Raw genomic sequence first — 13,740 nt, 5'->3', positions numbered from 1 at the left:
GTAAGGGAAGGGGGAGGTCGAATGGAACCATTATTGATTTTGGCTTTGCTCGTGTTCGCATTCTTGACGTTTCGGTACAGTAAAATCCTTGTCCGAAAGGATATCTCTACCGCAAACAAACGACTCGCGATCGTCTTTTATTTGATTGCTGTCAGTGCACTCGGCGCTGTCGTCTATTTTAACGTATAAGGAGGATCATCCATGCACTCAACAACAAAACGACGAATCGGTGCGTATATCATCAACCAGGCTGTCTATCTCGGACTTTCCGTCGTCATCGAAAAAACGGTATTACGACGTGTGAAGTCAGAAGTCGTTCACGCCGTCGTGACACAACCGACGATCAGTTTTCTAGGAGAAGTCGCGCAATTAAAACTGTTGAATGGAAAAACGGTTGGTGGTCAGATCTGTGGCATACAGGTCGAGAGCGAGAACGGATTGCCGTTGACGACGAAACAAATCGTCCGTCGAACAGTTTATCGCGATACGGTCTCGTTGTTTAAGATTCGACCGTACTGGAAACCGTTTCTCGAGAACGGACAACGATTACCGGAAGATGACTTTGCGAGAACGATCGTCCGCTTGAACCAGGAGAAGCTAAAAAATGAAGCTTGATTTTCATGTCCATAGCGTCCGCTCCTCTCACCCAACAGGAGCCATTTTACTCTACCATGGTTGGGGCGGTACGGCTGTTTCTTATCTAGAGTTTGCACGACAATTATCTGAAGAAGGGTTCGATGTCTTTATCCCGGAACTTATTCGACACGATCAACGTGAACCGTTTGATCATCCGTTTGATCCAGAAGTATCGACGACCTATTTTTGGACGGTCGTTGAACAATCGATCAAGGAAGCGACAGCTATCATCGAACAATCAGGCTGGCATGTTTCAGATGTGATCGCGATCGGCGCCTCGATGGGTGGGTTCATTGCCCACGGAATCATGGCGCGTTTGCCGATTAAAGCGCTCATTGCGATCAATGGGGGCGGTGCCTTTCTTGAAGCGGAGCATCAATTCCGCACGCGCGACGGACGACCTGCTATCAAAGAAACAGATGTACCATGGAAGATCGATCCGATCGATGTGATGGATGAGCGTCCACGTTTGCTCCTGCACGGGGATGCTGATGACATTATTCCACTATCAATCCAGCAGTACTATCACGTAACAGCAGTTCAAGCAGGTATGACGCAAACGACTGAATTATGTGTTTTTCCGGGTGTGAATCATACTGTGACGGAGGCGATGATCGAACAACTGATTGTCTGGGTGAAGCAAGTCAAACTTCAAGGGGCAACAGATGGACTATATACGTTTTCTCCGCAGTAAGGTCGGTCAGGAAAAAGTGATGTTGAACTTTGCAGGTGGCATTGTCTTCGACGAAGAGGGACGCATTCTTCTACAAAAACGGCGGGAGCAACAAGCGTGGGGCTTTCCCGGCGGCGCACTGGAACTCGGAGAGTCGATTGTCGAAGCAGCCAAGCGTGAGATTTTCGAAGAGACCGGAATTCATGTCGCGATTGAACGTTTGAGTGGTGTTTATTCGCAGTACGAAGAGATTTATCCGAATGGGGATGTCGCCCAACCAATCGTTCATTTTTTTGTTTGCCAAGTCAATGGAGGACAGTTAACGATCGACTCCAATGAATCATTGGACATTGCCTTTTTTGAAAGAGACCAGATGCCAGAACTCTATAGCGACTTGCATCAAGTCGCCTGGAACGATTTTTTGACGGAAATGGGTCCGGTCTTTCGATAATGAAAAACATCCTTCTGATTTTGACGTCAGAGGGATGTTTTTGCATGCTACACGTTTAGCGTTCGAATCCGCCTTCGGAATGAATGACTTGTCCGGTCACCCAGCCACCGTCTGGACTAACGAGGAATTGAATCAATCGTGCGACGTCTTCCGGCGCACCGATTCGCCCAAATGGAAAACTAGGTTTAAGCGCTGTCCGTGTTGCTTCATCCATCCAAGTCGAGTCAGTTGGACCCGGATTGATGGCATTAACGGTGATACCAAGCGGTGCTACGGCTGCCGCATACGTCTTCGTAAATGTTGACAATGCACCTTTCGTCGTAGCGTACGCAATCTCGTCAGGCATTGGACCGAGTTCTTGTCCGGACGTCAATTGGATGATACGACCGGACGTTAGATGTGCTTCAGCGAATCGCTTTGTAAAACGTGTCGCGAGTAATAGCGGTGCCCGGAGATTAACGGCATAGTGTTGGTCGAGGCTTGCTGCATCGAGCGTTTGCCAATCTGTCATTGTCGAATGAGCAGCGTTATTGATCAGGATGCTTGGTGCTCCAACATCTTCTATGCGTGCGAATAACTCGTCAGCAGCATCTGATTGACTTAAATCAATTTCAATCGCAAGGACTCGGGCACCTTGATTTTCGAGTTCGGTTGTAAAACTATCCGCCCAATCCGCTGTTGCTTTAAAATAAGTAAAGACCAGGTCATGTCCGGAAGAGACAAGTTGGCGGCAGATTGCAGCTCCGATGTCGCGTGTCTGACTGGCACCGGTCACGATGGCAATCGATCGTTTTGTCATATATATGCTCCTTTTAAGTAGATGGATTTGTAAAAACCAAATGTTTACAGAATCAGTATAACGGAATGAAGAGAAGAAGAGAAAGCGTTATCATGATTTAACATACTAAATAATTGCATGTTTATACCCAAAGTGTGGTAAAGGAAAAGTGTACAAAATCATTCGTTAAACAGGTAGGGAAGGGTGAATCAATCATGAAAGCAATCGTCTTATTCGATGGAGAATGCAATCTCTGTGACGCGAGCGTCCAGTTCATCTTAAAACGAGACCAGGGGTACCATGATTTTGCATCGTTACAAGGGGAGACAGGGCAAGAACTCGTAAAGCGCCACCATCTCCCGGAAACGATTGACAGTGTCGTTGTAATTGACCGAGGTGTACCGTATATCAAATCGGATGCTGCGTTACGAATTGCCCGTCATTTACGAGGTGGATGGCGTCTGTTGAGAGTGCTTCGCATTGTTCCACGTTCACTCCGGGATCGCGTCTATGATTTCGTTGCAAACAATCGTCATCGTTGGTTTGGACAAAAGCAGCAGTGTGCACTGCCGTCTCCGGAGACGCGAGCTCGATTTCACGACTAAAGATGAAAAACCGCGACGAATCGGTCGCGGTTTTCTTCTGTTCATTAGTTAGTCACATGCAACCAGTTACAACTTGGCAACGGATTGCCGAGGAAACTTAAACCTAAATCATGGGCTTGGTGGATTGTTTCAAAACAATCGTCTCCTTCATCCAGATATACTTCATGGTGCGGTGATTGGAGATGTGTTCCTGCGATACGCCAAAGATTTGCATGATGCGCTACCTTGATTTCGTAGTCGATATTAGGTGAGACGACGAGCGGATTGCCGACAGAGTGGTGGAGCGTATATCGTGCTTTTGATTGATCTGATAAATAGACCCGCTGAGTCGACGCTACATCTTCTCGATATAACTGATGACGAGCATCAAAAGATCGGGTAGGGTTTGCTTGTTTTGATAGTTGATGAGTGGTTTCACCATCAAATGTCAGGACTTCTGTAAAGGTGCGATACTCTTTTGAAAAAGGCGAATATTGTCGCGCATCGCCTTCGAAATAACGATGCGGAGAAAACGGATTCGGGTTCATGAGAATTGGAGGAGCAATGAACGTCAGTACACGCAATCGGTAAGAAGAAACCTTCTTATGTGAAGCGGATAGCGGGTACAAAGAAAAATAGAGCACGAATTGTTCAAATTCTCGTTCACGGTCTTGTTCCTGTTTTATCTGATTCGTAACGCGGGCGAACGTCTCGATCATCCGTACGAACGGCATCGATTTTCTTGAAATTGGACGGAGCACCCGGATTTCAAAACGTGTAAATTGTTCAGGGTTAATCGTTCCTTTCCATTCGGGTGACGCAGTTTGACCTAATCGATGCCCATCTTGAAATACCGTATAATGCGATACCTCTGGGATTTCACCCCACAACAGTCGGACAGCATGATTTTGTTGGATCAGGACAGTCATTTTTCGGTTCCAGAACAAATCATCTGTACTTGAAACAAGAGCGGTGACGATACGTGTCTTCGAATCTGAATCGATCAGTTCGAATGACAAAGGCTCAAATAAAGGAAGTGTCTCCGTTTGATAGCTATTCGAGTTCTGAATGAAACACGGTCTACTATTTAATAAGAGACGGACGTTACTTGTCCCTTCCCAGGTGAGACAAACAGTTTCTCCACTTTGTTTGATTTGAATATGATTGATGTCAATCATGAGACTGATCGCTCCTTACACGAATTCTGAAAGAAAACCCCTTCCACTTCAAAATCAGAAGGGAAGGGGGAACGTCATAGTAAGTTTTTAGCGACTTCTAGTTTTTCTTGATCGTGTTTTAATTGTTTTTTCAAGTCATGCACGTGATACATCTCATGATCGATCATGTATCCGGCGATTGCTGCGTGAGTCTGAATGGCTTTGTTCAGCTGTTCAGTCAAGACTTTTCGAACGTCAGGAGAAGCCGTTTCCGTCATTGCAACAGCATAAGCGCGGACAAGTGATTTGCTGCTAATCAAGAAGTCTGTCGCAATCAACTCGTCCGCGTTTTTTACTGGGACGGCTAATGAATTTCGAGTGTTTCATGGATTGCGAGTGGTGATTTAGCCATCGATCTCACTCCTTATCATGTAACATACGTTTGACAGTATCTTTGACGTTTTGCATTCCTGTTTTTTCTGCTAGGTCGTGGTGAAGTTTGTGTGCCGGTACCTTCATGTTCGGAATATTTCCTTGCGGTGCAGGATTTTCTAGATGAACGAATTCACCGGTTCCATCCTGCGCTTCCCCTTGAGCCCAGCGACCTTCTTTTGAAGCTGTGCCTTCCGATAGGTCCCAGAACTCATAAGCATGCGGTTGCGCTTCCATTTCATCTTCCGGTGCGAAAGTAGCAGGCACGACAACTCCATTTTTCGTCTCCAGTTCTTCGATCGCAGCCATCCATTGATACTGATGATACCGGTCGCGAGCGAGCATCTTACGGAAGGTAGCGCGAACGCCTTCATCCGTCGTCATATGATAGAGGCGAGCGACCTGAAGACGACCTTGTGATTCAGCATGTAAATTCGAACGCATGTCTGCCAATAAGTTACCGCTCGCGACGATATAAGATCCGTTCCACGGAATGCCGTTGGCGTTCGATGGCAGTCCACCGAGACCGCTGACAAGAAGATGCTGTGGATTCATACCCCCGAGAATTGCTGCCGTCGCTGGATCTTTGGCAGCTTCTGCCTGATCATCCGGTGACGCCCCGTCGAGCAATTGAGAAATGAGGGAACACAGCATTTCAACGTGCCCGATTTCTTCCGTCCCGATATCCATCAGCATATCCTTGTACTTTTCTTCACCACGGCAATTGAAGCCTTGGAAAAGATATTGCATCATGACCGTCATCTCACCGAATTGTCCACCGAGTACCTCTTGCACGGCCCGAGCAAGCTTTGGATCGGGTCGATCAACCTTGACTTCGAATTGTAATTCTTTTTGATGGCGAAACATGAAAAGAACCCCCTTTAAGTTTTAAACATATGCGATTTACACATGTTATATACCTTAATCAGTTTCTTTCAAACCTGTTTTACCTTATTTTTCGATAGGTTGAAGTGAACGTTTAATCAAAGAATGACTTTTAGGATCATTGATCCATTCAGTGATGTTGTTAAAGATGAAGGATGTCTCGTTCAAGATGGACCGTCGCCACTGTTTATTTTTAGGGATGTAAAGTGCATCGAATCGCTCTCTAATCCGTCGAGGGGCAACTGCTTGATTGAAAAAGAGACGATTTTCATCAATCGTTGCTTTTAACGTTCGGAGTAGGGCAAAAGGATGCTTTCCAAGCGTTCCACACTCTAATGTTAAACCTAAAAAACCGATGTGTCGATTTTTTGTTTCTTCATACAGATAGTTTAACCATTCTCCTTCAATTGCATAAAACTGTTGATCTCGTGGTTGATCGACGATCGGATAACGTGTGTATACTTCTACCTCCCTAGCGTGTCGTGGATCTTCCGACGACATGACGAGTTGGACTTGACCCGCTGGTCCATAACCTGTATGGCAGTCGAGCATCACGACGTGTTGGTAAGCAGATAGTGTATCGACGAGCCGACTTAACACATCGGAGAAGTAAGCGTCTTGCGTATGTCCGCCATAATAGAATCCGGTCGGATGCTTGAATTGTCCAAGTGTCGCAGCCTTTAAAAAAGCGTGTGGACCTAGACGAAGCAAGTCGTATAAGACATGCAGTGTAAACGGTATATAATCCAGACGCCGTCCTGAACCTGACCGTTTTATAAACAAAGATTGCAACTCATCAAAACCCGGATTGCGTAAATCTGCCTTTGAAAAATCGTGAATCGCGTTTCGATTCAAATTGAGGTTATGTTGTGTTTCTTTTCGATGATGTTTCATCCCATATGCATTAATACCATGGATCAGCAAAATATCGACTTCTCCCGTATTTACCTGTTTCATATGGTCTGATAAAAACTGGAGCTGCATGGCACTCCCTGCGTACCCTTCGATTCCATGTAATCCACTGGTTAAGATCAGTAATGTTGAATTATTACCGGACTGGCCGTGCCACCAATCGGAATAGAGTGACGCTTGTTGTTCCAGTGAATCATGCGTTAGCTTCGGATAATGCTGAGAAAGAATGCACTGTGCAGTCTCATTGAAACGTTCGCGTGCTGATTCATACGTTCCAGAAAAATAATGAAGCATGGTTATTCCTCCTTATTCATCAAGCATGAACTCGAGGAGCAATCCAGTGATAATGTCGAACTGAGAATTTCTAAGGCATGATCTTTTGCGACAGCGGTTTCTGCTGCCGTACAGTCTGCAGGGACATGAATGGCATATTCCCGCATATAGGCGTCATTTGCTGTAAATAAGATACACATGTCGGTCGTTAGACCGGTAATGATAAGACGCGAGACATCCAAATGCTTCAATAAAATATCGAGCTGAGTACCGAAAAAACCTGAGTGCTTGGGTTTGATGATGAAGTAATCATCCTCTTCTGGATGGAGTGCTTCGATGAGTACATCCCCAAGACCCCCGCGGCACTCATCAATGATTTGATTGACATTTTCCTGCCACAGACCAAAATTGTCATTGACGTAAATCACGGGAATATTTTGACGTTTACAATGTCGTTTTAATTTTGTGAGTGGTGAGAGGATAGGGAGCGTTTGTTGCATTAACTGCTCAGCTCCTTCAAAATCCATCTTATTAATGACGTCAATGATCAACAATGCTGTATTTTCTTGAACAGTCATGGTGGACTCCTCTCATAAAAAAGTAATCAAATAATGATAAGGCGAATAAAGTTGGGCTTTAGAGATAAAAATCTCGGAAGGGGAGGCGGATTCACGAGCTCCCCGGACATCAATTAAACAGCGATAAATAAGAGATTCCAATTCAGCGATGAAATCAGAGTATTGATACAAAGCATCATTCAATCGTCTTTTGCGGTGATCCTCCATCAAAACGATGCAGGGGTTGGTTTCTTTCAGTGCCATTGCACTGAAGACAGTTTTATGCTGTTTAAAATCTTGATTTAAACAGTGAACGATTTGATTTAAATCAGCTTCCACGTTCTTCACTTCCTAGTTGTAGATTATTCATACTGTTATTGTACATGTTATTGGTTGTGTTCCACTCTTCATCACGAGGTAAACGGATAAAAAAGTCAGACCCTTTCCCGACTTCTGAATGAACGGTGATCCGTCCGCCATGCGCTTCGATGATTTCCTTACAAATCGGTAAACCAAGACCTGTTCCTTGAACTTGGAGATGGTCTGCATGTTCGACACGGTAATATGGATCAAACAGGTAGGGGAGATCTTGTTTTGGGATACCATATCCGTCATCGCTAATGGTGATGACGACTTCCGCTTCACAACACGCTAACGAGACTTGGATAATTGAATCGACGGGAGAGTATTTTATCGCATTATTCAAGATGTTTAATAAGACTCTCCGGATTTTTTCTTGGTCAGCCGTAATCAGGCAAGGACCGTCAGTTTGGATTTGTAAATGATGCGTCGATGTCGCAACGTTCAACCACTCCGTTAACTCGATGAGCATATGTTCGATGCAAAATGATTCTAACTGATAGGATTCTTTTTGATGACTAAGTCGCTGATAATCTAGGAATTCGGTTAACAGTTGACTGAGTCGCTGTGTCTCACTCCGCATGGTTTCTAAATATTTTCGCTGTTTTGAAGGAGATAACGACCGGTGTAACATTAATTCACTGAATCCTTCGATGGATGCAAGTGGCGTTCGAAGCTCATGTGATAAAACCGAAATGAAGTTTTGCTCCTTTTTAGCATGGTTGACTTCAACTGTGCGTTCACGAAAAACAAATAGAATACCTTGACGTTCGGGTAAAAATTCTGTGTAAAGTCGTAAATGACGATCGTCTGGCATTGAAAAATCCTGAGCTGGAATAACTGATGCGTGGTCAAAGCCTGCTTTGATTTGTTCGACATATGCATATAACGCCTCTGTTTCGAGAATCAACGGTTCGAAGGCTTCGATGACGAATGCTAAGTTTTCAGATTGGTTTTCAGAAGGTGACCAGTTCGGAAATAATTGATGAAACATGCGATTCGTAAAGATATTCGTATTCGTCACATCGACGAATAAGATAGCTTCTCGTAAACCATTTAAAATGCGCTGAATTAATTGATGGTGTTCTTTTATACGAATGTCATCAAGCAATCGCATCAACCCGATATTTAATAAATGAGTCGTTTTCTGAAGTGCGACAGTCTCAGTAAAACGATGATGAAATTGTAACGTCAATGAACCAATGAATTTTGACGGACTGTGTAAAGGGAGAGCACATAACGTCAACTGCTCCTTCTCGATTAGATGGATGGATGTATCTAGCTCGGTCTTCGCTTCTAACTCCAACCGTTCTTTGTCATAAATTGGTTCGTCTGATAGTGCGATATGGACAGGTTCAAAATTCTCCGACTGCGGTGAAAAATAGATATGAGCCGCCCGAAAATGACTACCAATTACTTGTAGCCAGGTGTGAAGACCTGAAGTAGATTGATGACGCAAAATTTGAGTGGCTAACTGATTTTGAAATTGAAGTTGTCGCTCGATTGTTTTTTGTTGGTATAAAGACTCTTGAAGTTGTAAATTAGCAACTTGTGTTTGCTGGTGTTCAAATGCGAGCAACGTCGTCATTTGTTGCATCGATCGCCCAAGTGTACCAATCTCATCGGAACGGTTCTGAAAATCATTCTGTTCCAATCGATCAGGCTGTTTCGTTTGATCGACGAGATCGAGTAAATCTGTTCGAAAAGACCGCACAAGTCTTAAAATCAAGTAACTGAGAAGAAAAAAAGCGATGATCATCACACCAAAGGCGTAGCGTAATACTTCAGCGGTTCTTTGTTGTAGCGACTGCTGTGCGTTTTTCTCTTCATTATGAATCATTCGAAAGTAGTCGTTAACGACGAAGTCAGACTGCTGAACCAGCTTTTGATTATCCGTACGTATTTGCAAAGTGACTTCCTGTTCCAAAAATCTTGAAAATTGAACGAGTTGATGCGCAAATCGTTCGTCTGATGGATCTGAATAACGTTGACTGAACGATTCAACGTTTTTTTGTAAACGTTTCAATCTTTTATTGATTTGCTTCAGATCATCTTGATCATTAAAATCAATTTGTTGGACTTGGAGATTGACTTGTTGTGCTTCATTCCAAAGCGTGCGAGCTTGCGTTTTTTGTAATGTGATCTTCTGTGATGAAGTTCGGTGTTGCTCTAGCTCTTTTTGAGCAAAGTAAAATGTTAAGACGCTGATGCTTGCAAAAATTAAGAAATTCGAAAACAATAAAATATAAAACCGATGGAACATACTTGATGAGAGCCAATTCATGACAAGACCTCTTTCTAAAAAATATATAAATAAACTTTAAACGTACATGTTTAAAAGAATCTTATCATAGACTTGAAATAACTAAATGGTTTGCTTCATCAAATTAAAATACCATTTTACTTTTTCCGAGAAATGCCTAGATTTTGACACTTCATATCCTTTAAGATAAACGATATACATACGTGCAAAACCACTATAAACGACACTTTAAGCCATACTATTGATTGTGAAAATGAGTGAGCTTCTGTACTATGTCTATATAAAGGAAAGAAAAAGAAGGTGAAATGGATGAAGATGACTCGCTCTACGGACTATGCCATTCGTGTGCTTATTTTCGCAGCGTCGCATCCGACTCGGCTCGTGCAAATTCAGGAAGTGGCAACCCATTATGATATTTCTAAAAATCATTTGATGAAGATTGTCCATTCATTGAGCAAGTTTGGTCTCATCATTTCTGTACAAGGTCGTAATGGTGGGTTCAAATTAGCGAAATCCCCAGAAACGATTACGTTAGGAGAAATCGTTCATTTATTTGAAGAAGTATCCTATCTTGAAAATGTGACAGTTCCAAATAAAAATGGTAGTTTGCAAAACACACGACAAGCGTTCGATCAAGCATTCACGTCCTTTACGGACGCGCTGCAGGCATATACGTTACAAGATTTAATCGCGCCAACGATGAACGATTGATGGAAGAGTCAGAGAGGAATAGATGATCTCTGGCTCTTTATCCGTGTACATATTCCAGTCATGCAGATTTTTATCAGATGATCATATTAAATATGATTATAACTAGTATCTTTTATGTTACTATAAACAAGATTCGGAGGCTATTCGAATCTTAGTTTTGAAACATAAACATGTACACTTTGTACTTGTTTTTGTGGTATAACTTTACAGAAGGGAGGTTTTTTTCCCAATTCACCTGCTTGATTTCATACAGGACTCTTACTGTCCATTCACATAAAGGATTAAAGGCATTCGTCCGTTGATCCATGCAAAAGGGAGGGTTTCGGTATGTCCGAAATGACCATCGAAATGTTCGTTCACTTCGTTCAACATTTAGTACATTCTCCACGATTCATCGTCCAGCGTCAGCATGAACATGAGAACGCCTACATGTTTGAAATTCGAGAGTTGAATTTATCGCGAGTCTCAAAAGCCGTATTGCTTCATAAGACAGTTGATCTTCTCCAGGAAAAGACGTCAGAAGATACACGCGAAACGTTGACGAATGAACTGGTCACTCTATCACAAAAGACATTAATGAAGTCAGATACGATTGCTACACTTAAAGTGGAGTCTACAATAGATGACTCATTGCATCTTACATTTTCAGAAGACAAAAAGATCTGGTTTTCTGGAAATCTTGATACAGAAGAAGCGATCAATCGATTCACAGAACATTTTCAAAGCGTCATAAATGACGATCGAACGTCTTATTAAATAAAGCAGGTCGAGCCACATCAGTGGTTCGACCTGCTTTTGTCTTATCTTCTGCCTATTGCGTCATTCGTGTGATCATCGAGCGTTAAACGAGCTGGACCTTCGAAGGGATTATTATAGACAGTTGACGTGACACATAACGAATCAAACGGCAGCTGAAGTAACTAGTGATACCAAGTGGCGAAACGTTTTACATCTAAAAGACAGTGTTCAAACAGTGCACAATGAGAGGAAACGAAATCGACATAATAATCTCATGCTTCATTTTTCATACTTGTTCATTTCAGCGAGCACATCTTAATCCCTATAATTGGAATATGTTATGATGTATCAGGAAAATCATTTACGAATTGGAAAGGAATGATGATATGGAAACCATCATCTGTACGACGTGTGGTGTCGAACAAATCAATCCGCATCGCGAAACGTGTCCGATTTGCTTAGAAGAACGACAGTATGTCAATCCGACCGGTCAAACATGGACGACACTCGCTGCCATGCAAGCGTCAGGAACGTACCAAAATATCATTATGGACGACGGAGCAGGTGTCTATGCGATTCAGACGACACCAGCATTCGGCATCGGTCAAACGGCATATCTCGTCCAAGGAAAATCGTTCAACCTGTTATGGGACTGCATTACATATCTTGATTCCGCAACGAAAGAGCAGCTTGACGAATTAGGCGGGCTTCAGGCGATCGCTTTATCACATCCGCATTATTACGCGACACAAGTCGAATGGGCGGAGACTTTTGACGTACCGATCTATATTCATGAAGACGATGCGTCGTTCGTGACGCGACCAAGTGAGCGCATCGTATTCTGGAGTGGTGAATGCTTGGAGTTAACGGAAGAGTTGATGTTACATCGCGTCGGTGGTCACTTTAAAGGAGCAGTCATCTGTGAACGAAAAGATGCGGCAGCAGGACTGTTGTTGACAGGAGACATCATTCGAATCGTTGCCGATCGGGCATGGGTCAGTTTCATGTACAGTTATCCGAATATGATTCCGCTTCCTGCAAAGACGGTCGCGCGCATGGCAGAAACGATACGCCCGCTTCGCTTTGAAAAATTATATGACGCCTTTTATCGGAAGATCGAAACCGGTGCGTCTGAAGCTGTAGCGCGCTCTGCAGAGCGGTACATTGCTGCCTTGAACGGAGACTGGTTCACGACATGAAGTCGCGCTTGATCGTCATCCGTGGAAACTCCGGTAGTGGAAAAACGACGCTAGCTAAGGCATTACGATCGGTCTTACCGGATAGTATCCTGTTTTCGCAAGATGTCATCCGTAGAGAAATGTTGAACGTAAAAGATGGACCAGGAAATCCGACGATTCGCTGGATCGAGGAGTTGGTTGGACTTGCTGACGGACGTCATGCGACGATTCTGCTAGAAGGAATTCTCGCACAGGATTGGTACGGTGAGATGATTGACCGGTTGGAACGACGCTTTACTTCACGGTACGTGGCATATTATTTTGACGTTTCATTCGAAGAAACCGTCCGTCGCCACGCAATGCGCCAGCCGACGGAGTTTTCTGAGACGGATATGAAACGCTGGTGGATTGATCAGGATCACCGCCCGACGGATCGTCTGATTGCTGAGGATAGATCCATAGAAGCCATGATTCAGATAATAAAGCGTGAGCAGATAGGAGAGAGTCAATGACACACTATATTTTTGACATGGATGGAACATTGTTTCAAACAAATGCTGTGCTTGCGCATGCGCTAGAAGATGTCTTTCATGAGTTGCGTCAGACGGGGCGCTGGGAAGGAGAGACTCCACTCGCGCTCTATCAGCAGATCATGGGCGTCTCGTTACCGGAAGTCTGGCAGACGTTACTACCGGACTTTTCACCCATAGACCAACAGGCTGCGGATCAAAAGTTTCGACATGGCTTAGAGCAGGCAGTCAAGTCCGGGCATGGTTGTTTATATCCAGGAACGGTCGAGTTGCTCGCTCGTTTGAAACAAGCGGGTCACTCGGTCTATATCGCTAGTAACGGATGGCCGTCCTACCTATCAGCGATCGTAACGACGTATGGTCTTGAAGCGTATATCGATCATGTCTATAGCATTGAAGACATTCGTTCCGGTGATAAATCAGCTCTCGTACGAGAGATTTGTAAGACGCACGATATCTCGTCCGGATACGTCGTCGGTGACCGTTTGTCCGATTTCAAAGCAGCGCAAGCGAACGGTCTAGTAGCAATCGGTTGCCAGTTCGATTTTGCGCAAGAGCAGGAACTCGTAGTTGCGGACCGAATCGTAACAGAGCTGAGTGCTGTCTACAAGTAAGAGCCGTC

18 protein-coding genes are annotated in these 13,740 nt (G+C 43.9%); 10 read left to right on the top strand and 8 right to left on the bottom strand.

Annotation, left to right across the window (positions count from 1 at the left end):
• Positions 1 to 21: 21 nt before the first annotated feature.
• Genes HZS85_RS05600 through HZS85_RS05585 form a run of 4 tightly spaced genes read left to right on the top strand, consistent with a single transcriptional unit; the run spans position 22 to position 1,760 of the window.
• The gene (locus HZS85_RS05600) at positions 22 to 189 is read left to right on the top strand and encodes a hypothetical protein (RefSeq protein WP_156358986.1); all 168 of its coding nucleotides are present in this window, start codon (positions 22 to 24) and stop codon (positions 187 to 189) included.
• A 12-nt stretch (positions 190 to 201) separates the two neighbouring features.
• On the top strand, positions 202 to 615 hold the full coding sequence (locus HZS85_RS05595) for an RDD family protein (RefSeq protein ID WP_214854197.1): 414 nt from the start codon (positions 202 to 204) through the stop codon (positions 613 to 615).
• Entirely contained in the window at positions 605 to 1,330 is a 726-nt protein-coding gene (locus HZS85_RS05590) for an alpha/beta fold hydrolase (RefSeq protein WP_214854195.1), read from the top strand. The genes HZS85_RS05595 and HZS85_RS05590 overlap by 11 nt, the downstream gene beginning before the upstream one ends.
• Positions 1,302 to 1,760 (top strand): NUDIX hydrolase, encoded by a 459-nt coding sequence (locus HZS85_RS05585; RefSeq protein ID WP_056061840.1) that lies wholly within the window; start codon positions 1,302 to 1,304, stop codon positions 1,758 to 1,760. Before HZS85_RS05590 ends, HZS85_RS05585 begins: the two co-directional genes overlap by 29 nt.
• Before the next feature lie 55 nt (positions 1,761 to 1,815).
• On the opposite strand, the gene HZS85_RS05580 is transcribed toward HZS85_RS05585, so the two are convergent.
• Positions 1,816 to 2,565 carry an SDR family oxidoreductase gene (locus HZS85_RS05580; protein ID WP_214854724.1) on the bottom strand — a complete coding sequence of 250 codons (750 nt, stop codon included), beginning with the start codon at positions 2,563 to 2,565 and terminating at the stop codon, positions 1,816 to 1,818.
• A gap of 188 nt (positions 2,566 to 2,753) precedes the next feature.
• On the opposite strand from HZS85_RS05580, the gene HZS85_RS05575 reads away from it, so the two are divergent.
• Complete coding sequence (locus HZS85_RS05575; protein WP_214854193.1) at positions 2,754 to 3,143, top strand: thiol-disulfide oxidoreductase DCC family protein; 390 nt, start codon at positions 2,754 to 2,756, stop codon at positions 3,141 to 3,143.
• A 44-nt stretch (positions 3,144 to 3,187) separates the two neighbouring features.
• Here the strand turns inward: HZS85_RS05575 and HZS85_RS05570 are convergent, their stop codons facing one another.
• From HZS85_RS05570 to HZS85_RS05540, 7 genes are all read right to left on the bottom strand, one after another.
• Positions 3,188 to 4,300, bottom strand: coding sequence for a hypothetical protein (locus tag HZS85_RS05570; RefSeq protein WP_214854190.1), 1,113 nt, complete (start codon positions 4,298 to 4,300; stop codon positions 3,188 to 3,190).
• 74 nt (positions 4,301 to 4,374) lie between these two features.
• Positions 4,375 to 4,617 (bottom strand): spore coat protein, encoded by a 243-nt coding sequence (locus tag HZS85_RS05565; RefSeq protein WP_214854187.1) that lies wholly within the window; start codon positions 4,615 to 4,617, stop codon positions 4,375 to 4,377.
• Positions 4,618 to 4,696: 79 nt separating this feature from the next.
• The gene (locus tag HZS85_RS05560) at positions 4,697 to 5,578 is read right to left on the bottom strand and encodes a manganese catalase (protein WP_058264888.1); all 882 of its coding nucleotides are present in this window, start codon (positions 5,576 to 5,578) and stop codon (positions 4,697 to 4,699) included.
• Positions 5,579 to 5,662: 84 nt separating this feature from the next.
• On the bottom strand, positions 5,663 to 6,802 hold the full coding sequence (locus tag HZS85_RS05555; RefSeq protein ID WP_214854184.1) for a M14 family metallopeptidase: 1,140 nt from the start codon (positions 6,800 to 6,802) through the stop codon (positions 5,663 to 5,665).
• A 2-nt stretch (positions 6,803 to 6,804) separates the two neighbouring features.
• Positions 6,805 to 7,359, bottom strand: a complete 555-nt coding sequence (locus tag HZS85_RS05550; protein ID WP_214854181.1) for a cysteine hydrolase family protein — start codon at positions 7,357 to 7,359, stop codon at positions 6,805 to 6,807.
• Positions 7,360 to 7,371: 12 nt separating this feature from the next.
• Positions 7,372 to 7,677 carry a hypothetical protein gene (locus HZS85_RS05545; protein ID WP_035407545.1) on the bottom strand — a complete coding sequence of 102 codons (306 nt, stop codon included), beginning with the start codon at positions 7,675 to 7,677 and terminating at the stop codon, positions 7,372 to 7,374.
• Positions 7,667 to 9,982: a sensor histidine kinase gene (locus HZS85_RS05540; protein WP_214854179.1), complete on the bottom strand. Its 2,316-nt coding sequence runs from the start codon at positions 9,980 to 9,982 to the stop codon at positions 7,667 to 7,669. The genes HZS85_RS05545 and HZS85_RS05540 overlap by 11 nt, the downstream gene beginning before the upstream one ends.
• A gap of 288 nt (positions 9,983 to 10,270) precedes the next feature.
• Between HZS85_RS05540 and HZS85_RS05535 the strand changes: the two genes are divergently transcribed.
• The 5 genes from HZS85_RS05535 to HZS85_RS05515 all read left to right on the top strand — a co-directional run bounded on the left by HZS85_RS05535 (position 10,271) and on the right by HZS85_RS05515 (position 13,732).
• Positions 10,271 to 10,672 (top strand): RrF2 family transcriptional regulator, encoded by a 402-nt coding sequence (locus HZS85_RS05535; protein ID WP_056061810.1) that lies wholly within the window; start codon positions 10,271 to 10,273, stop codon positions 10,670 to 10,672.
• Between the two features lie 327 nt (positions 10,673 to 10,999).
• Entirely contained in the window at positions 11,000 to 11,428 is a 429-nt protein-coding gene (locus tag HZS85_RS05530) for a hypothetical protein (protein WP_056061808.1), read from the top strand.
• A gap of 368 nt (positions 11,429 to 11,796) precedes the next feature.
• Complete coding sequence (locus HZS85_RS05525; protein WP_214854177.1) at positions 11,797 to 12,609, top strand: MBL fold metallo-hydrolase; 813 nt, start codon at positions 11,797 to 11,799, stop codon at positions 12,607 to 12,609.
• The gene (locus HZS85_RS05520; protein WP_035407558.1) at positions 12,606 to 13,100 is read left to right on the top strand and encodes an AAA family ATPase; all 495 of its coding nucleotides are present in this window, start codon (positions 12,606 to 12,608) and stop codon (positions 13,098 to 13,100) included. Before HZS85_RS05525 ends, HZS85_RS05520 begins: the two co-directional genes overlap by 4 nt.
• Positions 13,097 to 13,732, top strand: coding sequence for an HAD hydrolase-like protein (locus tag HZS85_RS05515; protein WP_214854175.1), 636 nt, complete (start codon positions 13,097 to 13,099; stop codon positions 13,730 to 13,732). The genes HZS85_RS05520 and HZS85_RS05515 overlap by 4 nt, the downstream gene beginning before the upstream one ends.
• Positions 13,733 to 13,740: the final 8 nt, after the last annotated feature.

It is taken from the genome of Exiguobacterium sp. s130, assembly GCF_018619055.1.
GTDB lineage: Bacteria > Bacillota > Bacilli > Exiguobacteriales > Exiguobacteriaceae > Exiguobacterium_A.
This window is presented reverse-complemented; position numbering and strand designations above follow the sequence as displayed.